Annotated in this window: 25 protein-coding genes and 1 tRNA gene; 5 read left to right on the top strand and 21 right to left on the bottom strand. The window is 58.1% G+C overall.

Annotated features, from left to right (window positions below):
* Positions 1 to 21: 21 nt before the first annotated feature.
* The 3 genes from AC1DTN_RS20975 to AC1DTN_RS20965 are packed head-to-tail and all read right to left on the bottom strand — an operon-like array spanning position 22 to position 2,379.
* On the bottom strand, positions 22 to 1,041 hold the full coding sequence (locus AC1DTN_RS20975) for an alpha/beta hydrolase family protein (RefSeq protein ID WP_477922455.1): 1,020 nt from the start codon (positions 1,039 to 1,041) through the stop codon (positions 22 to 24).
* Between the two features lie 29 nt (positions 1,042 to 1,070).
* Positions 1,071 to 1,601, bottom strand: coding sequence for a hypothetical protein (locus tag AC1DTN_RS20970; protein WP_439014694.1), 531 nt, complete (start codon positions 1,599 to 1,601; stop codon positions 1,071 to 1,073).
* A 4-nt stretch (positions 1,602 to 1,605) separates the two neighbouring features.
* The gene (locus AC1DTN_RS20965) at positions 1,606 to 2,379 is read right to left on the bottom strand and encodes an NAD kinase (RefSeq protein ID WP_007823974.1); all 774 of its coding nucleotides are present in this window, start codon (positions 2,377 to 2,379) and stop codon (positions 1,606 to 1,608) included.
* A 263-nt stretch (positions 2,380 to 2,642) separates the two neighbouring features.
* Here AC1DTN_RS20965 and AC1DTN_RS20960 point away from each other — a divergent pair.
* Positions 2,643 to 2,718: transfer RNA gene (locus AC1DTN_RS20960), tRNA-Thr, on the top strand.
* Positions 2,719 to 2,815: 97 nt separating this feature from the next.
* On the opposite strand, the gene AC1DTN_RS20955 is transcribed toward AC1DTN_RS20960, so the two are convergent.
* A complete protein-coding gene (locus tag AC1DTN_RS20955; protein WP_477922453.1) occupies positions 2,816 to 3,067 on the bottom strand; it encodes a hypothetical protein in 252 nt (83 codons plus the stop codon).
* A gap of 333 nt (positions 3,068 to 3,400) precedes the next feature.
* Between AC1DTN_RS20955 and AC1DTN_RS20950 the strand changes: the two genes are divergently transcribed.
* From AC1DTN_RS20950 to AC1DTN_RS20940, 3 genes are all read left to right on the top strand, one after another.
* The gene (locus AC1DTN_RS20950; RefSeq protein ID WP_477922451.1) at positions 3,401 to 3,937 is read left to right on the top strand and encodes a hypothetical protein; all 537 of its coding nucleotides are present in this window, start codon (positions 3,401 to 3,403) and stop codon (positions 3,935 to 3,937) included.
* A 64-nt stretch (positions 3,938 to 4,001) separates the two neighbouring features.
* Complete coding sequence (locus AC1DTN_RS20945; RefSeq protein WP_477922449.1) at positions 4,002 to 4,484, top strand: hypothetical protein; 483 nt, start codon at positions 4,002 to 4,004, stop codon at positions 4,482 to 4,484.
* A gap of 47 nt (positions 4,485 to 4,531) precedes the next feature.
* Positions 4,532 to 5,041: a hypothetical protein gene (locus AC1DTN_RS20940; RefSeq protein WP_477922447.1), complete on the top strand. Its 510-nt coding sequence runs from the start codon at positions 4,532 to 4,534 to the stop codon at positions 5,039 to 5,041.
* A 2-nt stretch (positions 5,042 to 5,043) separates the two neighbouring features.
* On the opposite strand, the gene AC1DTN_RS20935 is transcribed toward AC1DTN_RS20940, so the two are convergent.
* From AC1DTN_RS20935 to AC1DTN_RS20855, 17 genes are all read right to left on the bottom strand, one after another.
* The gene (locus AC1DTN_RS20935; RefSeq protein ID WP_477922445.1) at positions 5,044 to 5,292 is read right to left on the bottom strand and encodes a winged helix-turn-helix domain-containing protein; all 249 of its coding nucleotides are present in this window, start codon (positions 5,290 to 5,292) and stop codon (positions 5,044 to 5,046) included.
* 121 nt (positions 5,293 to 5,413) lie between these two features.
* Entirely contained in the window at positions 5,414 to 5,884 is a 471-nt protein-coding gene (locus tag AC1DTN_RS20930) for a helix-turn-helix domain-containing protein (RefSeq protein ID WP_477922443.1), read from the bottom strand.
* A 3-nt stretch (positions 5,885 to 5,887) separates the two neighbouring features.
* Complete coding sequence (locus tag AC1DTN_RS20925) at positions 5,888 to 6,547, bottom strand: hypothetical protein (RefSeq protein ID WP_477922441.1); 660 nt, start codon at positions 6,545 to 6,547, stop codon at positions 5,888 to 5,890.
* A 75-nt stretch (positions 6,548 to 6,622) separates the two neighbouring features.
* Positions 6,623 to 6,814, bottom strand: coding sequence for a hypothetical protein (locus AC1DTN_RS20920; protein ID WP_477922440.1), 192 nt, complete (start codon positions 6,812 to 6,814; stop codon positions 6,623 to 6,625).
* An 11-nt stretch (positions 6,815 to 6,825) separates the two neighbouring features.
* Positions 6,826 to 7,179, bottom strand: coding sequence for a hypothetical protein (locus AC1DTN_RS20915; RefSeq protein WP_477922438.1), 354 nt, complete (start codon positions 7,177 to 7,179; stop codon positions 6,826 to 6,828).
* Positions 7,180 to 7,181: 2 nt separating this feature from the next.
* The gene (locus tag AC1DTN_RS20910) at positions 7,182 to 8,636 is read right to left on the bottom strand and encodes a hypothetical protein (RefSeq protein ID WP_477922436.1); all 1,455 of its coding nucleotides are present in this window, start codon (positions 8,634 to 8,636) and stop codon (positions 7,182 to 7,184) included.
* Positions 8,637 to 8,685: 49 nt separating this feature from the next.
* The gene (locus AC1DTN_RS20905; RefSeq protein ID WP_477922434.1) at positions 8,686 to 9,993 is read right to left on the bottom strand and encodes a hypothetical protein; all 1,308 of its coding nucleotides are present in this window, start codon (positions 9,991 to 9,993) and stop codon (positions 8,686 to 8,688) included.
* A 118-nt stretch (positions 9,994 to 10,111) separates the two neighbouring features.
* Positions 10,112 to 13,006, bottom strand: coding sequence for a phage tail tip lysozyme (locus AC1DTN_RS20900; RefSeq protein WP_477922432.1), 2,895 nt, complete (start codon positions 13,004 to 13,006; stop codon positions 10,112 to 10,114).
* Between the two features lies 1 nt (position 13,007).
* A complete protein-coding gene (locus AC1DTN_RS20895) occupies positions 13,008 to 13,160 on the bottom strand; it encodes a hypothetical protein (protein ID WP_477922430.1) in 153 nt (50 codons plus the stop codon).
* Between the two features lie 2 nt (positions 13,161 to 13,162).
* A complete protein-coding gene (locus AC1DTN_RS20890; protein ID WP_477922428.1) occupies positions 13,163 to 13,747 on the bottom strand; it encodes a hypothetical protein in 585 nt (194 codons plus the stop codon).
* Positions 13,748 to 14,093: 346 nt separating this feature from the next.
* Positions 14,094 to 14,351, bottom strand: a complete 258-nt coding sequence (locus tag AC1DTN_RS20885) for a hypothetical protein (RefSeq protein ID WP_477922427.1) — start codon at positions 14,349 to 14,351, stop codon at positions 14,094 to 14,096.
* Positions 14,352 to 14,704: 353 nt separating this feature from the next.
* On the bottom strand, positions 14,705 to 15,862 hold the full coding sequence (locus AC1DTN_RS20880; RefSeq protein ID WP_477922426.1) for a helicase RepA family protein: 1,158 nt from the start codon (positions 15,860 to 15,862) through the stop codon (positions 14,705 to 14,707).
* On the bottom strand, positions 15,852 to 16,355 hold the full coding sequence (locus AC1DTN_RS20875; RefSeq protein WP_477922424.1) for a hypothetical protein: 504 nt from the start codon (positions 16,353 to 16,355) through the stop codon (positions 15,852 to 15,854). Before AC1DTN_RS20875 ends, AC1DTN_RS20880 begins: the two co-directional genes overlap by 11 nt.
* Complete coding sequence (locus AC1DTN_RS20870) at positions 16,352 to 16,627, bottom strand: FmdB family zinc ribbon protein (RefSeq protein ID WP_477922423.1); 276 nt, start codon at positions 16,625 to 16,627, stop codon at positions 16,352 to 16,354. The genes AC1DTN_RS20875 and AC1DTN_RS20870 overlap by 4 nt, the downstream gene beginning before the upstream one ends.
* A gap of 2 nt (positions 16,628 to 16,629) precedes the next feature.
* Positions 16,630 to 16,854 (bottom strand): helix-turn-helix domain-containing protein, encoded by a 225-nt coding sequence (locus tag AC1DTN_RS20865; protein ID WP_477922422.1) that lies wholly within the window; start codon positions 16,852 to 16,854, stop codon positions 16,630 to 16,632.
* A 143-nt stretch (positions 16,855 to 16,997) separates the two neighbouring features.
* Complete coding sequence (locus AC1DTN_RS20860; RefSeq protein WP_477922421.1) at positions 16,998 to 17,570, bottom strand: hypothetical protein; 573 nt, start codon at positions 17,568 to 17,570, stop codon at positions 16,998 to 17,000.
* Entirely contained in the window at positions 17,567 to 18,799 is a 1,233-nt protein-coding gene (locus AC1DTN_RS20855; protein WP_477922420.1) for a tyrosine-type recombinase/integrase, read from the bottom strand. Before AC1DTN_RS20855 ends, AC1DTN_RS20860 begins: the two co-directional genes overlap by 4 nt.
* 319 nt (positions 18,800 to 19,118) lie before the next feature.
* Here AC1DTN_RS20855 and AC1DTN_RS20850 point away from each other — a divergent pair, with 319 nt between their 5' ends.
* Positions 19,119 to 19,481 (top strand): hypothetical protein, encoded by a 363-nt coding sequence (locus tag AC1DTN_RS20850; RefSeq protein ID WP_113324888.1) that lies wholly within the window; start codon positions 19,119 to 19,121, stop codon positions 19,479 to 19,481.
* Positions 19,482 to 19,485 lie beyond the last annotated feature (4 nt).

Genomic DNA, 19,485 nt, shown 5'->3' with positions numbered 1-19,485 from the left:
GGAGACGGGGCTCTTTCTTTTTCAGATGTCCACTGGAATGCCTGTTCCGCGAAAGAACAAACCCGATAGTTCGGCGATCTCCTCGTGGACATCAGCACGTTCCACGCCAGCCGGATCGGTGAAGAGTTGCTCTGCAAAGGAAAACCCCAATGCCGTGCCCTCGGGCAGGAAGACATAATGCCCAAGGCCGCCCTGGAGTATCTTGAAGGTGCTTCGATCAAGCCGCGCATGCAGCCATGACGAACATTCTTCGACCGGGGCCGTGTTGTCGGCATCACCGACCAGAATGAGGGCAGGCTTATTGATGGCTCTCAGGCTCTCTTCGCTGAAGCCGCGGATAGATCGACCCGGCGCGCAGACCAGCGCGGCCTTGATCCTGTCGTCGCGATAGGATTGCGACATCCGCGACCATGAATCGCGAAATGCCGTGCTCGTGCGAAGCAGCGACGGAATATGATCGGCGAGGTCAGGAAACTCCCTCGGGCCGCGCAGGCCCCCCGGCTTCAATCTGGATTGTTCGAACTGCGAGAATTGCGCGACCGCGCCGAGAAGCAGCATCACCGTATAGGCTCCTGCTGAAAAGCCGGCGGCGAACGCGCTCCTTGTATCGACATGCCCGGCAAGATCACCCTGCCAGTCTTTTCGGCGATCGAGCACGAGGCTCAGATCGGGCGCACGCTCCCAAAGGCAGGCAAAGCCCTCGGCGCGATAGGCTTCGCCGCCGGTATTGCCGTGGTGGTCGACGCCGAGCGCGATAAATCCACGATTGACCAGGCGGCGGGCGAGCCATTCCAGCCCTGCAGCCGAGCCACCGGTACCATGCGACAGCAGGACCAGCGGGTAGGGCTTCGTCGCCGGCTGAACGGGCGCATCACGGGCGACCGCGGCCCTTCGGAACCAGCTTCGTCCCGGGATTTCGGTTTCGATCGATCCCTCGGTTGCCGGATACCAGAGCGACCAGCGGACAGGTCTTGGCCCGGTCTCATCCCAGTCCGGCCGCGTCTCGTCGTGGAGGACGCCTTCGCGAAAGCCGAGTTTCATGCTTAGTCCCGATGAATAGCCTGCGGCGCTCAGTTGGTCGCTTTCTCCACAGTAATGTCCCCAAACTCGTCAATCAGCACCGTCCAGCCATCGGATTCGGCGGCTGGGTCGGTCTTCAGATAGACCGTGGCGAAAAGGCCCGGTTCCTTGATGAGGCCGCTCGAATTTTCGGGCCGGATGTCGGTGACATAGGGCTTGAGATCGCTGATTTCCTGCAGTTCGACCGTCGAGATGATGGTGGGGCCAGCGTCTCTCTGCGCGATCTGCTGCAGAAAGACTTTGGAGGTCTTGTCCGGCTGGCGCACAGCGAAAAGCTTGTAATAGCCATGCCGCTGCTCTTGCTTGGCATCCCCCTCGCTCACATTTTGGGCGCTGACGCTTTGCGTGGTTGTCGGGGCACGCTCGACCGGCAACGAATTACCGTCATCTTCCCAATAGCCGGTGCTGGTCGCGAAGATGATCGAGGCCGGCAGGATATCGTCATGAACGGTCTGCGCCTCTGCGGCGATCGCCCAGCCGGAAACGAGGAGCGCCGTCATAAATGCTTGCCGCATCGCCATCATTTCAATCCTCGAATTGTTCTGCCAGAATCCGGTCCGACCAAGAGCGGTCGGGATCGGAAAGGATGCGTGCGGTCATGTCCTCGGACTGGGCGATGCGCACATGCAGTATGGATTTGATCTCCGTATTGTCGGCGACCGCATTCACGGGCCGCTTCTCGGCTTCCAATATATGGATGTCCACCGTCACCCGGTTGGGAAGCAGCGCTCCGCGCCAGCGCCGAGGCCGGAAGGCGCTGACCGGCGTCATGGCGAGGAGGGGCGCGTCAAGCGGAAGGATCGGGCCGTGGGCCGAAAGATTGTAGGCGGTCGAGCCTGCAGGCGTTGCCACCATCAAGCCATCGCAGATCAATTCCTCCAGCCGCACATGTCCGTCGATTTCCACCCTGAGCTTCGCTGCCTGATAGGATTGCCGGAAAAGATAGACCTCGTTGATCGCAAGCGCCGAGGAACTGCTGCCGTCGGCATTGGATGTCGTCATCTTCAGCGGATGAAAGGCATTCTCAACGGCGGTACAGATACGGTCATGCAGGTCGGTAGTCTTGTAATCGTTCATCAGAAAGCCGACCGAGCCGCAATTCATGCCGTAGACAAGCTTGCCGCTGTTCATGGTACTGTGCAGTGTCTGAAGCATGAAGCCGTCGCCGCCGAGCGCGACGATGACATCGGCCTCGTTTGCGGGCACATCGCCGTAAAGGCGAATCAGTTCATCTCGCGCGGCGAGTGCTTCCGTGGTCGGCGAGGCGATAAAAGAAAGCGTCTGAAATGACCGGCCCATGCAATGCCCTTTGTTATGCTGCTCTAGCTAAAGGATAAAGGGCCTATACGACAAGACGTTTTGCGTTGCGGGCGAAGTTCGGATGATCTTATCGCCCTGATAGATCGGCCGGTGATTCCGGTGATGAACATGTCCACATGGCCCCCAGCGGGCTTTCCCAACCATAGCGTTGATCGACAACCCGCTGTGGATAGCTTTACCGAGCTGCCGGAATGGGCAAATTTTCTTTACAAAAGATCAGAATCTGCTACTTCGCAGCCATTGCCCTTGTAGCTCAGTTGGTAGAGCACCTGATTTGTAATCAGGGGGTCGCGGGTTCGAACCCTGCCGGGGGCACCAAAAACTCCAACAAATCAATGACTTATGCCGGCCTCGATGGAGGCGAACACAGAGTGCAAAACCGTGTCCGCCTAGTGTCCGTGATTCTGAGGTCGTGTCATTTCGGCGTTTGTTTCGCCAGATCCATAAGGTGTGCAGCATCGAGCAGTTTGCGGTGGATGACCCAGATGCCGGCGCTCAACGCCCGCGTTTCTGCTTCGAGCTCCATGGAGTCGACTGCCATGTAGACCAATTGCGCCAAGTGGGCGCTCTCGGAGATCAGATCTTCCGCATTTAGAAAATCCTGTTTTTGAACCGGCATTAGATTGGGCACGCCTTCGGCGGCGGCCAGAACAGATTTGTTCAGCATTGATATTTCCTCGTCTTGTGTTATTCGATACCTCACGTATTATATGATACCACAGGAATATTCAATACCCCAAGTATCATTTTGGAACACATTTATGATCACAAGCGAGCAAGTGCGTGCGGCCAGAGCGCTCCTACGATGGGAGCAAAGGGATCTATCGGAAGCTTCGAAGGTGTCCCTGCCATCTATCAAAAGACTTGAGGCGCAGCCCGGCGAGTTGGCGGCGCAAGACCGGACAATCGCGGCAATTGTCGACGCGTTCGATGCCGCTGGAATAAGCTTCCTCGCTGCGGGCGCATTGGTAGACGGCGGGGCAGGGGTGAGGCTGAAACGATGAGCGTACCCGCCTGGATACAGGTCCTGCAAGCGCTGTTGACGCCTGCCATTGCGATCGCGGTCGGCGTCATCGCTTTCATGCAATGGAGAACAGCACATCAGAAAGTGGTTTTAGATCTCTTCGACCGCCGACTTAGGGTTTACACCGATCTTGAGGAAGCGGCAGTCGAGTTCGAGATCAGCCGCGGCGAAAGCGCCGAAGCCGTATCTAAATGTCGCCAAGCCTATCAGCACTCGAAGTTCCTCTTCGGCTCAGACGCTTTTGCTGAGATCAGCAAATTTTACCTGACCGTGACTAGCTTCGAGCGAATACCTGCCGAGGTGTGGATTTATGATTCTGAAAGAGAGAAGCGTGAGGCAATGACCGCCAAGAATTCCGAGGCTATGGAAATTGTGAAAAGCTTCCGCCGGCAGATGCCTAATACCTTCGAAGCATATTTGCGAATGGACCAGAAGCTGGTCAAGACGCCATTGGAATGGATTGCCGAGCGGAACAAGCTCCGACTCAGCTACGCCGATGAGAAACAGCGCTGAAAGAGGCGATTGACTCTGCCTTTTTTCGTGCGAATTTGCTCGCCGTAAGGTTGGGGAATCATCGATGCTAAAATCAACTATTGCGGCAGCAGCCATCGCGCTGTTGCTGAGTTCGTGCGTGCAATCGAGCACCATGCGTGTCTCGCAAAATCAAGCGATTATTCAGACCAGCGCTGAACCCATGTGCGGCAGCGTCGGTGCAGCGAGGGCAGCACAGAAGCAGGCTGCCGTCGAAACCATCAAGGCCGGCTATGATCGCTACATCATCACTTCAGCCGCCGCAGCGAACAACGTCACCGCCAGCCAGATGCCCGGAACCTATCAAACCTACGGCACCGTCAACTCGTATGGTGGATACGGTACAGTCAACGCGACTACAACGTACACGCCGGGACCGATCATCTATGGCGGTTCACACGACCAGTCTATCGGCGTCCGCATGTTCAAGGACGGAGAACCAGGCAGCGCGCAGGCTATATCAGCTCGCGAAGTCCTCGGCCCTAAATGGGCTGTGATCGTGAAGGACGGAGTGAATCTCTGCAACTGAAGTCGGACTTAGTTGCAATCTAGCGATGGAAGGCCGGAGGAGTATCAATGACCGTCGCTGATTTGGTGCCATACTTCACCATCCCGGGATCGATCGTTGGTTTTGTGACGGGCGGCTTTGTAATCTGGGAACGGTTCTTCCGATACCAACCCTCCGCCTTCGTCGTCGCGAAGCCTCTTATTCCTGGGGGCGCTCAGAAGGCGTGCTATCTTCGTGTGGTCAACCGCAGTGAGCGGCCAATTTTGTTCTCGTGGCCGACCGGAATGGAAGACAACGCACTGCGCATTGCGTCGGATCACTCAACGCGATCGATCGTTAAATCCCTGCTACATGGTGAGAAAGCCGTCGCGCTCGATGGCGGTGAAGAAGCGATCTTCCCAATCCTAAAACCTGGGAATTGGCACGCCTTAGACCTTGATCAGACAATGGAAACCTTGGTCCGCTGGCGATTTGCTCAGCCGATGATCTGGAAGAGAGACCGCACTTTCCGCGTCAGCATCTCGAAGCGCTCTTATCTTCTTCTGCTTGATGAGGAGGAAGATCGAGACGAGGATTGACTTTAGTCTTTCCAACTCTCTTTTCCATCAGGCGCATATGGCCCAGTGGCGGCTTCGTGCCGAATACCGTACCGACCGTCAAGCCATGCCACACAGGCCGGCCAGTACCGGCGATCGGCGAACAAGGGGTCTTTCATCGGAAAGCCTGACTTCTCGGCAGCGGGCAGCGCGGTCTTGAGCTGATCGAGGGTGAGGCCGAGGCGCTTGGCTAGTTCACCATCTGTGACGAAAAGAGTGTCCAGCTTTGCCATTTCGATGTCCTAACGCCGGAGCGCCGGAAAGACGACGGACCGTCCCGGCGAATTACAGGCAGACGGACACAGCTCTTCTGCCCCTCCGGCTGCCTATTGCTCCCATGCCGATCGCGTAGGGTCAAGTGACAGACGGCCTGCGGGGCAAATCCACCAGAACGATTCCAACATCCAAGCCACCAAGCCAAAGTGGGAAGACGACAGGACCGAGGCCCCTGCCGTGATTCTTCCCCCAGTTCTCCAGCTTGTTGGCATAGCCCTCCTGCATGCCAGACCGTGCATCCAGCTCTATGCAGCGAAGCGCGAGGTCATGGCGCCGAGCGACCATTGCGCGGACGAAGCTGGGGTAATCCTGGATGACGTCGGAAACGATCTTCAGGCTAGGTGTCTCTTTGACCTTTTCAGCCGGGCGCGAGTGAGTTGCTTCCCATTGCTCCAGATCCGCAAGCTTGAAGAGATAGCGCCGGTTAATCCGGAACGGCTGCGGGAAGCCGAGAGCCTCATCCTTCAGCCAACGCCGGAATGTCCGCATTGAGATGCGGTATCGGCGCCGCACCTCGCTGCCATCGATATATGGTTCCGCCTCAGACATGGATCACTCTTCGTCGGCGATCGCGGTCTGCTCGGCGATGTACTCGTTGCTCTTGCGCTTGACGTGAGGAATGAAGCCATCGAGCTGAACACGTTCGCCGGCAACCCAGTCCTCTTTCGGATCGGGTCTCTCCGGCGGCCAGCGAAAAATTCCGAACGCGCCGATCGAGGCAGGATCAAGAGGCGAGAATGCGCGCGCAATTCGCTGGGACATCCTGATACCGATGTTCTGGTGGATCAAAGCAGAGATCGCCCGCTCACCGCTTGCCGGAAGAGCAACGATCTCCATTTTGGTGGCGAGCGCATACATCTCGGAGAGGCCGGCGACGGCCGAGGCAATCGCACTTTGGACATTGCGGACCACCTCAAGATATCGCGCTGCATCGGCATCGATCTGTTCAAGTTCAGTCTGTCGGCGCTCTGCGTTGGAGGCCGCACTATGCCGGCGCTCCTCGTCATCGGCCGCATCCGACGCCACGACAATTGCCGCGTCGAGAGCATGAATGTCATCCGAAAGAACACGAATATCTGCGCTCAGGGAAAACTCGGTTCCGTCGATGAGCGCGGCCGACTGCTGCGCGCGAAGGCTTTCCAGCTTGTCGGCTTTGCTCTGCCGATCATTAAGAAGGGACTGGTGGCGATCGCGCTTCGACTGCTGCTGCATTGTGGTGCTCCTATTGCCAAATCAGAAAGGTGCCACGAGTAGGCACTAGTCGGCGTTGGCACACAAAGCACTGGGTTAGGCGGCAGTAATCAGCCGGGCGCGAACGGCGTCGATGATGCTGAGATCCTGCGCGAGCCGCAGAATCTTGTCGCTGTTCGCCGGCATCGCGCCTGTCAGGACCGCCTCAATATCGTGATCAACCAGCGCGTCGATCTCGTTTTCCAGCTCTTCCTTACGTTTGTTCAGCGCGTCGAGATTTCCTGTCATGTTGATGTCCTTTAAAGCTTTGCTGCAGCCGAGAAGAAGGCATCGATCTGCGGTTCGGTGAAGCCCATTGCCGCAAAGCCGGCGGCCATCATCGGGCTGTCTTTGACGAACGTGCCGGAATACTCGTAGGCGATTTGCACGTCACGGCTCTGGCCGGAAACCCAGGCATCAACCTGATCGAGCAGGCCGGCCGCCAGGAGCTGTAGCTTGAACTGCCGGGACGATACGGCAGCAACCTCGATCGTGGGGTTCAGGAAGGCGAGCAGCTCCTGACTGTCATCGGCAAGGAGCTCTTGGGCATATCCGGCCTGTGAGGCGGCGAACACCTCAACGATCGTTCCATTTTCGCGATGAACATAGGGCATGATTAAGCCTCCACTCTCGGAACCTGATAATCGATCCACCCGCTGATGCGAGCGTTGTAAGTGAATGTGCCGACCGTACTCGCGCTTCTGTAAAGCTGCCCGTTCGCCAATGTCCTGATCGGCAAGGCCGGAGAGAGGGAGGCGTCGATTTCGCCGGAGACACCGGCGCGAGCGCGACAGCGATTCCCTGGACCGTCAGTGGCGGAACCAGCGTTCCCATCCCAGACAGACAGAGATCCGTCGGCGTTTGGGCCAGTGGCGGTGCAAGACAGGTCTACCAGAAGATCGACGGATATGCCGACGGGGCCAGCCGAGTTGATGAGCGCTGCTGCAGATGTGCCGCTGCCGGTGAAGCTGGTAATGGGGGCATTGAGCGTGACCTTGCTGCCGACTTGCTTCTGCGCAATCAGATTGCCACTTGCGTTTGTCCAGCAGATGCCGACACGCCCCATAAGCTCATAGCCGGCCGGGACCGTGGGAGCCGACGGGCTGGCCGAGATCAGGCCCTCGAATGCGCCAGTCGTGATGTTCCTGATCGAGAAAACGAAATAGGTGGTGCTTGCCGCCTTCGTCCCGGTATCGAGACCGCCGTTCCCGTTACCAACCGCCCACGCTGCATTGATGCGCTTGACCAGTGTGGCCGCATTGGCCGCGACTCTGCCTGCGAGATGATAAGCCCCAGCCGAGATGTCGATCGATGTCGTCGGCGCACCGGAATTGGTCTGAACCGTCAATCCGACCACGCGGGCAAGGAAGGTTGCCTTTGTCGCCGCGATGTCCGCCTCGATGGCGTCCAATGCGTCTTCGACGGTTCCGCCGCCGCGAGTGATCTTCGTGGAATCGTAGTCGCCCGCAGTAGCCAAGACATTGCCGGCCCGACCATTGAATGAGGAAACACCGGCAATGCCGCCAGTGGCCCAATCCAGCGCCTTCTGCGCCCAATACCATGCCGACTTCTTGCCGACGGTAACGTCGTCAATACCGTTGTCCGCCCACTTGCGGGCAAGATCTGCCGAGGCCGCAGCAGCAGCAGCATTGGCCTGCGCATTACCGACATCGGCCGCATCAAAGACGCCGCCCTGTTCACCCAATGGAGCTTTGTGGGCGCGCACGAGATCGCGGGCGGCTTCCTGCATCTCCGCTTCGGTGGTATCGAGTGCGAGGTTGAAATCAGAAATCGGGAGATTCCGACCGCTCTGGAAACGGTTGGTGCGGCGGGGAGCGCGCTTGCCATAAACGATGACATCGCCGGTAAGACCGCTTGCAAAAACCACTTTGGCGTCGGTGGATACCCCTTCGACATAGCTGGCTGTGACCGTGAAATCTGTCCGCGGCTCGCCATCATGAAGGACCGCGAGGTCGCTATTGTCGAAAACGGGGAAGCCGGCGCCGAACTCAGTCGTCGGCGTGACAGGGGAATATTCGCTGACGCGCTGGTCTGGTGTGGTCGTGCTCATGCCGGGGATTATCCCCGGCATGGTTTTGAGGTGCAAAGTACTGTGCGTGTTACTCGCCCGGCGTTTCGTTCTGGAGTTTCCGAATGCCTCGATTATCGAGCGAGATCTCGCCGCCGCCAGGGATCTTCAAATTGACGGCGGAAGCACGGCCAAGGATCGCAGACGCAAGAAAATCTGCTGGATGCATGTCAGCATTCTCATCCTTCTCCGATTTAGAGAACAGGTTGCGGGATATGTTTTCGAGCAAGGGATCTGGGATTGGCGCGTTCTGGGTGATCTTCCACTCGAACGCTGTTTCAACAACCCACTGCGCTCGATTGATATCCAACTCAAATTGCTTCAACTGGAATTCGGCATCTGCCAGACGCTCGAACCACCTGTTTAGCCATCTCAAATACCAGGTGATGACTCCGAGAAATCCTAGCGAGGCAGTCGCTGATTTCGCGATGACCAGTATCCGCTCGGATAACGTGCTGTCCGCGCTTCCCAACGTAGTGATCGCTTCATAGGTAAATGCGGCAATCAAGATCCCAAGAATGATGGACGTGATAACGACTGCCGTATGGATAGGAGTGCGCGAGGACTTCGTTTGAGGCGTCAGATCAAGGTTCTTGAATCGGTCCGCGAGACGATTTTTTAACTGCTCATGTAAGGCCCGGCGGGCATGAGTGTTGTTGCGGTCATCGAGGAGTTTCGCGCGTGTGCGAAGCTCTTCGTCTTGTTCATTGAGTATCCGCTTCTGCTCTTCTAGCGTCCGCTGCGCGTCGGTCTGCCGCTGGGTGAACTGAAGCTCCAGCTCAGTCTTCCGCGTATTGAACTCTTCATCGAGTTCGATCCGTGCCCGTGTTGCCCGCTCGCCGATATCTACGACCATCCCCTCAAGTCGTGTCACCATCGTCTGATGAGATTTGAGGAGGCTTTGAACAGTCTCCGGGCTATTGAAGGCAAGTGACGCTGAGTTCAAACCCGCCATCAGATAGGTCGAGACCAGATCATTGACGGCTTTAAGGTCCTCACCTGATAGTGGGGGAGCGCCACCGGTCTGATTGGCGTCACTTGATATGGTCAGCTGATCATAAAGAACATTTCCAGCGAATGTTCTTCGGTCAGCGGTCACGTGAACGCCGGGTCGATTAGTCGTGATATATTCGAGTGAATAATCATCCGACTTCAGCAGCCAATGAAAATCCTTCTCAAGCGCCCACTCTTCGTTGTTCCGGTTCAGGGCAACCTGTTGAGTGCCCCCGATTACAGCGACTGATATGGAGGTTGAGCCGATCGTCTGGGCTACTTCCATGAAAAATTTTAACAGAAGCTGGTCGGCCACTTTATGGACCGTAATTTGATGCGACCCCATCAAGCCTCCCTGCGTGCAGCAACAACGGAAAAATCGCGCGAGGATTGCACGCAAAAATTGATCCGTCGAGACAACGGGCAAGGCTGTGCACATGGTTTTTTTGCGGCACGTGCGACCGCTAGCGCCTCAGATCAAGCACGAATGCCGATGGCTCCCGATAATTGCCGGGAGATGGCTGGCGCATGACATAGCTGGGCGCATCGAGAGGACCGAACTCAAGCAGATAGCGACCGTCGGCAAGTGATCGCAGCCGGCCCTCGTTCCGGAGGTCGCGCGCCGTCACTTTCTGGCCGGTCGACGTCACCGCACCGGCTAAGTCGTCATCGGTCAAATCTTCCATCGCGGTATCGAACGCCCCTTGCCGCATGCCATAGACGGGAGCCACGATCTCCTGGCCATTGAACTCGACAAAGCCGCCCGACACCTCCGTAATCGCCCGCTGCATTCTGTCGTCATCCAGTTCCCCCGAGGTGTCGCCGGCCTGATTGGACAGATCGGCATAACGGGCGGTCGCAGACTTGATCAGGAACTGCCGCCCAGCCTCGATGACGAAGGTCTTTGGCGGCAGGATCTCATCGATAATCTGCGAATTGTTTTTCGACTTCTTCGGCGCCAAAAGCGGATTTTGCTTTAGAAGCTCCTGGCCGCGCAGGATGCCGAGAGCGATATCAGGATTTTCCTTCACGAGCGCGCCCGCAGCTCCGACGGTATCGGCGTCTCCGGTGGAGTAGATGGCCCCCAGCGTCGACAGATATGTATCGGTATCGAGGCTTCGAGACATTGCCCCGAGGAAGCGGATCGAGTCCTCAGGCGTTGCACTGCCCAGTGCTCTTGAGATGGTCTTCTGCATCTCCGGCCGCAGTGCCGAGATATTGCCTGCCTCGCGCCGAGCTCGAAGAATATCGACGCCGCGCTGCAGGCCAGCGAAAGCAGGTTCCCAGCTCTGCGGGTCAGCCAGGTTGAGATCCGGCGGCACGGGAATGTAACCGCGGCTGACGCCGTATCCGATGGGGTCCTCGGCGAGCGCTTTCGATTTCGCGGCTGCAGTCGCCACCAGCCCTTGTACAAGGTCGAGCTGTGCTGCGGTGGCGCCGTTCTGGGAAATATCTTGTCGCAGCGCTGCAATCGTAGATTCCAGTTCGGCCGGCGCCACGTCCTGCGCGCCTATGATTACCGAATTGCGTTCGAGCATATTGGCGACTTGGGACCTCAGATCTTGATCGGTAACGAGCGCAAGCTGTCGCGTCAAAAGATTGAGGGAATCCGAATTGAATGGCGCGCCAGACTTTATGCCGGCTTCCAGATCGGGGATCATCGAGCGAACGTCGCTGGTGATCTCCTCGCGGTATTCCTTGACTTCATCAGCTGTAAATTTAGGTGCCTGCGAAGCGATAAGCTCACCGGACAACCCTTGCATCTGTGCAGCGCGCGAGGCAGCGGCAAGCCGGTTGCTCCAGCCGTGTCCGCCACGCGGATTGTCAGCGCTCCAGCCCTGCGGACGCTCGTAGCCGATCATCGCAGCCGTTGCTTCATCGACATTGGTGGCGGATTTAAGCCGTTGGTATGCGGCGCCCTCGCTTGTTTCCAACTCATGCAAGACGAAATCGAGCTGGGTGGAAAGATCATCAGGAGATGCGCCTTTCGACGCTGCGAAATCCTTCAGTGCGCGGGCTCGATCACCATTCCACTGGCCAATGCCAATGGAGTCGGAACCATCCGTGCCGTCACCCTTGTTGCGGGCCTGCGCGTTGAGGGAGGACTCCTGCACAAGGTTGCCGATGATGCCCGCGGCCAACATTGGAGGCACACCTCGGGCGATGTAATGCTGCATCGCCTGTTGCATCCGGTTGGTCATATCAGGGTTGAAGGACACTGGCCGGCCATTCCCCGGCGCCGGGCGATAAGATTCGCCGATTGCTCTTTCAGCAAGATCAACCTGCTGCGCGCTGTTAGCATCCGCAAATATCTTCCGCCGCCGGGCGGCCAGCAGTTCCAGAGAGCCGGCGACATCGCCCCCGCGGGCCAGATCCTGTGAGACGCTATCGATATCAGGGGAGTTGATGTCGAGATTTCCGGCCAGGATATCCTTGACCATTGTGGTTTGGCGCGCTTGCAGCGGCTTCAGATTTGCCTTTGCTTCGGCAACAGCCCCGGTGATCACCGAGTCGGCGAGATTGAAATAGGTGCGCCGTTCCTGAGGCGATAGCGCCAGGTTTTGATCGGTCAGGATGGTGTCGCGTATCTTGGCAGCTTCACCGATGCCGCCGGTTTTCACGGCTCGGCCGACCTGACCGACAAGCGACTCTGTCATCGCGCGGCCTTCGAGCCGCTTCATGTCGATATCGGCTTCCCGCTGCGAGTACGCGAAAACTGGATTGCCGGTCAGCTCGGAATTCAACGACCGGATCTTGTCGATGGTCGATCGATATTCTGGCGTGTCGGTCCCGCCCTGCATCGCAAGTGATGTGGCCTGGTCAGATAGAAACTCACGCTCACTCAGAAACGACGCCTTCATGTTTGTCATGTCAGACCGAAACTTCTGGTCAACGATGCCGGCTCGCTGAAGGGTGCCAGACTCATCGATCATCGCGCCGATCGGCCCGCGCAACGCCTTCGGAGTGTTCGTGAGCATCTGATCACGAAAGCCCTTCCAACTGGAGTCAAAGGCCAGCGGATCGCCTTTCGCCTCAAGCGACAGCTTGCCGGCGGCGGCCCGGATCTCGGGCGCGCGCTGCGCATTGTAGGCGGCCATCGCCGTCCTGTTGTAGGCGCGGCCTTGCTCGGACACGTTCGATTGAAGATCGACCTGCAGGTTGCCGTTCGCGTCCGTGTAGACGGCGTTCTGGCCAGCGATAGAAGCGTCATCCTGATTTTTGGCGGCCAGAACATCCGACCAACTGCCAAAGGCAGACGCTACCTGCCGATACGGGTTGGCGATCTCGGCCGGACTTACTGACGACTGCGGCCCTCTGATCACAGACCCACGCGGCTGGATTTCTGGAAGACGTGCCATCTCAGGATGCCTCTTTTTCTTTCTCTGCCGTTACGTCCCGGTCGCGGCTAAAAACCAAACGCGGGCGAGGCCGTGCTTTGGTGGGTGGCTCAACAGGTTGGGTGAATCGCTTGACGATGCTGACAGCTTCTCGAAGCTTTTCGATGTGGTCCATGGTCAAACTCCGTTGGTGTACACGGCCACATCGTCGCGGTCGTGTTCGATCGACGGCCCCGCCTGCCTGATCTGCAGGCGTTCCTCGTCATCATCGGGGGTAAGATCGATCACGTAGCCAGGCGTCACGTTCAGCGTGTTGTTGATCTGCGTGTTGTTGTTGACCGTGATTTCACTGGGGCGATCAAAGGCGAGGGTATCCGCTGCCTTCAGCCGCACGTTCTGGCCGGCAGCCGTACTCTTGAGGGTCGCATCATCTCGGATCTGGGCAATCGTCCGAATGCTCGCGGCGCGCTCCCCATTTCGAAGTGCGGCGAGCTGTTGCTGGTAGAACTGCATCGCTGCAGGCTTCAGCATCGCTGCCTTCAGAGCGCGAGCAGAAATGCCGGCGACCGCGGCGGCGTCTGCCTGGCTGACGGGCGAGTGCGGATCGCCTTCCTTGCCGAAGATCAGAGTTTCAATCGCCGTCTTCACTGCCGGCGTCAGCCCGGAGCCGCGACCGGTCTGCTTGTGCCGCCCAGGCTTCGCTGCTTCTCGCAGCTTGGCGGCCTGGAGGGCGATCGGGCTGTTATCGTGCCGCACGGCCATCAGTAGCCCTCATCCGCAGCGAGCCAGGCCGAAAGGCTGATGGAAGGCGTGGTGCCGGCGAGCAGGGCGTAAAGCTGGAGATACCTGAAGAGGAACTGCCCACCGCACGATGCGGCAGGATCGACGGAAGCGGTGAAGGGTTAGACAGGGGCATTGAAATATCCTCGGGTTGGAGAAAATTTCGGACCCCGATGCTCCAGGGTGCGCGAATATCGATTGCAGGACGACTAGAAGAGTCCGACGGCGATTTTGCCCCCACCCCCCTCATTCGGAGCGATGAACAGGAAAAAGGGGGGTGGGTGCCAACGCGCTGCGTTTGTCGATCACGGCAGCGCGTGTTGGTGCATCACTCGATGGGCTTGCCATTGTACGACGTAGCGCCGCTGAGCTTCGCCATATGCAAGTCGATCGCCGTCTTGCCCGATGGCGGTTGCTGGTCCTGTTTGCGCTGTTCGATGCGGCTCCGCGCTTCCTTGACCTGGGCGGTGCTCCAGGGCTCAAGCGACCATTCTTTGGGGTGATCTCGGCAAGCAGCTTTCGCGTCGGTTTCGAGAAGCTGGGCGATGGTGCCATCGCAATGGTAAGCGGTCACTGTTGGCAGCATTTGAGCGGCTCCGGTTTGTCATTCTTCGATCAATCCGGCCATCGCTCCGGCGAAAAACGTAGCTGATCTGCTGACATTATACTGACACAGCGCGACTCACTTGTTTCTCATGCGCTCATTAGGTGTTGATATTACTGCATAAAGCAAGAGAATTCATAAGGCCTGTCACCTGATTATGTATCAGATGCCGCTAAATCCACAGCCGAGATAGAGAATTGGAATGCCGGGGCTCGTTCCCCCGCGCGGTCAAGACACCACCTATCAATCTATTCATCCGTGACGAACCGTGACAAAGCGCGACAATGTCACGCGTGTACCGTGACGTGACAACCCCCTAAAGGGGTGTCCGTTTGTCACGCCTGATCGGTGTCGAAACATCTCCAATAGTGATCGTCGTAGAACTCGATGTAGCCCTTATCGCGAAGCGTCTTGCAGGCTCGACCAAAGGCCTGGCGCTTGGCAGCGGGGGTGGCGTCGTCGCAGTGTCGGTAAAAGTGTTTGCGCCAATCCTCGACCTGCACGATTGCGCATGTCGGGAAGTCAGGGCGGGTTTTTCGAACGCCGTGTTCGGCAAGCGCGTCATCAAGCGAGCGGAGCGCGACCTGCTCACCCTTTGTCAGCTTGGGGCGAGCTGGTTGCGTGGCAGGCGTCTCAGCGCTGGTCACGATGCAGGTGCGCACCGGATCGCCGTCCTGATCTTCGCCGATATCGACGTTCGTCAGCTCGAAGTGGAATGTCTCGCCGCCATTGTAATCGCGCTGCTTCTGGACCGTTGCCGCTCGGACGCCTGTCTCATCGACGGTGATTTCAATCTCGGTGTCGGTCGCAGCGCGAAGCGAGGAGTGACCACGGGCGCCGCGGGCTGCATCCTTGCCAGTGTGATGCACGATCAGGATATGTGCGCCGGTCGCAAGACGGATTCGGTCGATGTTCTTGACGAATGCCGTCATGTCGGCCGGGCCATTCTCGTCACCGCCGGCGAGGACTCGAGAAAGGGTGTCGACTACGATCATTTGCAGCGGCGCTCGCTTCGCAATCACTTTCGCCAAGTCGATGACGCGCTGAACGTCAGCATCAGGATGGAGGAGATCAAGGCCAGCGCGTCGGAGCGCAAGTGGCACGTTGGACATGTTGTGTGCCTCGCGGAGTGCCACGATGCGATTGGCGATGCCGTTGCCGCCTTCTGCCGCAAGATAGAGAACGGTGCCGCCAACAATGCGCCGGTCTCGCCAGGTCTCCTTGGCGGCAACGTGAAAGGCGACATCGAGAGAGAAGAACGTCTTGCCTGAGTTCGAAGGGCCGTAGACGACTGACATGGCTCCTCGATCCAGCAGGCCCTTAACCAGATAGGAGGAGGTCAGCACAGGCGAAAGGTCATCGAACCACTCGATTTCCTGGCTCATCGGTGGCTTGGCGGGCGCATTGGACGGCATATCCCGCTCCTGAGCCTCAGGTGAGGAGAACGGCCTGTTCATCGCGTTCCATTCTTCCATGGTGAGGTCACGACCCATTGCAGGCGCCCCGCGGCTGTCGGTTCACTTGCATGACAGGCAGGCGCGGCTTCATGTGGCGGCGATAGAGGGCTTCAACTTGTTCATCGACTTCAACGCGCGGCGCATACCTCAGCCGGTCGAAGGCGTGGCGCCAATCGAGCACGAAAATGCCTTTGCCGTTCGCCGCGATCCACTGCGCGACCGAGCCGAAGATCTTCAGGCTATCATCGAGGGCATAGGTGGCTGCGTTGGTGATGGTCAGTTCGCCGAGCGCGAAAGCCCGGCCGTAATAGGTGGCAACCTGACCGGTCTGAGGATGCCAATAAACAGTATCGTCCGGCTCGGCGAATGCCAGCCAAGTCTGGCCATTCCGATCGCGTTCGAAGCGACCATCGTCACCGCGATAGCCGTAAGCTATGCCGGACGAAAGCAGCTCCGCGCGCGTAGGGAGGCTTGACGGATGAACCCACCTGAACGGAGTCGGGTCAGCAGATCTTTGTATCTGGGTCATACGTCACCCCCGCATTTGGGGCAGGGAGAGGCAGGGTAGGGCGGATCAAGCGGCTGCAGTGCCGTGAACTGGTGACGGCATCCGTCGCAGCGGAGCACGCGCTTGATTTGAACGACTGCTGCCAGGGCGGCATCGAGTTCGAGGCGCATCTGTTCTTTCGAGATCCTGCGGCGCGGCGTTCCCGCAATCGGCAAGCCACCGTTGAAGTGTTCATGCCCTCGATCGGCAACGTTCCGGCGCTGCCTGTCCTTCTCGAAGTTCCGACCCGACATGCTCAGGCACCCCGGCGGCGGGAGTTCACCGGATTGGGATGCTTCTCCCGGGCGGCAAGCCACTTTTCGACCGACGAAAGACGAAACATCTTCCGACCACCAATCATCAGAAAGGGCAGACCGTTCGGGAGCGTGCCGTAGCGATCGACCGTGCGCGGGCTGATCTTGAGGAGCTTCGCGAGCTCTTCCCGCGATACAAATTCCGAAAGTAATTCGTTGGCTGTCATGGCTGACTGTCCGTTTGCTGTTTGTCTGACAGCAACGACAGTCATTTATCATGGATGGGCGCGCAAATACCGAATATTACAGCGAGATATTCGTGAGAAATTAGATTTTATATTTCCCTGAGGTCATCACGAATATAACATTATTATTTCCGTTTAGATGAATTGTTCAGTGTCTCTATCTCCGGAGTCTCGGAGTATGCCGCTGCAAACTGTTGCCAAAGGTCCGGCCTTTCCAACGTCAGCCCAATTTGTTCGAGCATCTGGGCGAAAGGCATTTTCCTCGCCTCGTTAAACCTGTTCTGCAACGACGCTGGCTTTATGCCGGCATAGGCTGCAGTTCGGCTCAGATCCTCACATATGGACTTGATGCTCCGGGCGCTGTCGAGCTTGAGCCGCGCAACATCAGCAATCAGTTGAAGGTTTCTCGGCACATTCCAATCGAGCGGGGCGCCGACCGAATTTCCTTTGTCCTGGCGATGCGGATCAGATAGCCCTGGAACATGACTGTCGATCAGTGCCCAGAGCAGTTTTCGCTCCCATTGCGGATCGCTTGGAGCGATCTCATGGTGATCGAGGAGGAGGCCGATCTTTACGGCGCGAGCCGATTTCAAACGCTCCAGTTCCGCATGGAATACGGCGCCGGCATCTTCGGACAGAGCCGGGCGCCTCATCGGGGCGAGGGGTTCCTTGAGCGGGCCAGCATAATCACTCGTCACGGAATTTCCTTTCGAAGTTGGATCACGTTCTCGGTACCCGCTTTCGGCGTTACGATTGCGCCCACTCGCTCGGTTGCCGCTCGGAGCGGGTCAAGGGCCAAGTGGGCATATCTGTGCGTCGTCTGTGCTTGCGTATGCCCGAGCAGTCGGCCGATGAGCGGCAGCGACATGCCTTCCGAAACGAGGAAGGACGCGAAGCTGTGTCGGAGATCATGGATGTGCAGATCTTCCAGCTTCGCCGCCTTCAGGACGGCAGCCCACTGGTTCTTGACGTTCACCCGGTACGGCTTCGGGTGTTTCGTCGTCTCTTTGGTGGACTCAAAGTGCGCGGGGAACACGTATTCGACGCGATCCTTGCCTGCCGCCTCGTGTATCTCGGAAAGCAACTGGCGGGCCGGCGCGGACAGCGGCACATTGTGGGTCTTTCGCTGCTTGGTGTGGTGCGAAGGCTTGGTCCAAGTGCCGGCTTTCAGGTCGAACATCGACCATTTCGCCGCGAGGACTTCTGTCTTTCGCGCGCCGGTCAGCAGGATCAGTCGGAAGATGTTCGCCGCCTCCTGATCTTCGAGAGTGGCGAACGCGCCAAGCAATCGGTCGAGTTCGTCAGCATCGAGGAACCGTTCGCGCTTTACCTCTTCGTTCTTCTCGACCCCTTCTGTCGGATTGTGCGAGGCCCAGCCTCTCTTTCGAGCTTCAGAGAACATCTTCGACAGGACCGACATGGCCCGATTAGCGGTAGTCCGCTTGCCCTGCTTGGTGATTTCGCTGAAAAGGTCGTTGACCTGCCGGAACTGCAACTCGGCAACCGGCTCGTGTTTGAGCTTCGGACGGATGTAAGTATCGATGAGTTGCTTATAGTCGCGAGCGGTATTGGCGGACTTCTTGGGAAGGTGCTCCCTGATGAACATGTCGCACAACTCGTTCATTTTCACGTCGGTGCGACGCTTTTCCAGTTCCGCTAGTGGGTCGTAATGTTCCGAGCGTATGCGGCGCTTAAGCTCTTCCGCCCTCTTTCGAGCCGCCGAGAGGCTCCAGGTATCAACATCGCCGATGGTGTACCGGCGCTCCTGGCCGCTCGTTGTTCGGTAATTGAGGATGAAAGAAATAGCGCCGCTGGCAGTGATGCGGACACCAAACCCGGTGAGCACGGTATCGTATGTGATGCGAGATCCTTTCTCCGGCGCCATCAGCTTCTTCACGAGATCGCTTGTCAGCTCCGCCTTCGCCATCGCTATGTCCGTCCTGTATCCGTATGTCAGAGTGTATGTAGAGTGCAGACAGTGACTATCTTTGGCAGGCGATGTCAAGGAAAAGGCGTTTGAAATCAAACGTTTCCTTGTGCTCTGGGAACGCCGACGAATGAAATCAACAGGTTGGGAAACGACCCGGGGCATGATTTGTAATCAGGGGGTCGCGGGTTCGAACCCTGCCGGGGGCACCAGTTTTCCCAAGCCATTGCATTACATGAACAGAGACTGAAGGGTCGATTCAGCGGCAATTCAGGAGCATCAGGTCATTCTCGCTTCATCAGAAACGAGGAAGTGAGCCATGAGGATCTCCAGTTTTCTCCTAGCAGCCGCCCTTTCGGCCGGTACTTTGTTTTCCGCCGTAGCTCCGGCTGCGGCCATCCCTCTCGACCGTCCGGCAGCCTCGCAACAGAGCGATGTGATCCAGGTCCGCGGCGGTGATCGGGATTGGGGTGATCGAGATTGGGGCGACCGTGACCGGGGCGACCGCGATTGGGGTGATCGCCGTGACTGGCGCGAGCGTCGCGAGTGGCGTGAACGTCGCTACTGGCGTCCGGCCTGGGGCTATGAACGCCGCTGGAGCCCGTGGCGGGAAGAGCGTTGGCGCGAGCGTCATTATTGGCGTCGCCACCACGATGGACCCTATTGGCTCTACCGGAGCTGATAGC

It is taken from the genome of Rhizobium sp. 01T444, from assembly GCF_056398305.1.
This window is presented reverse-complemented; position numbering and strand designations above follow the sequence as displayed.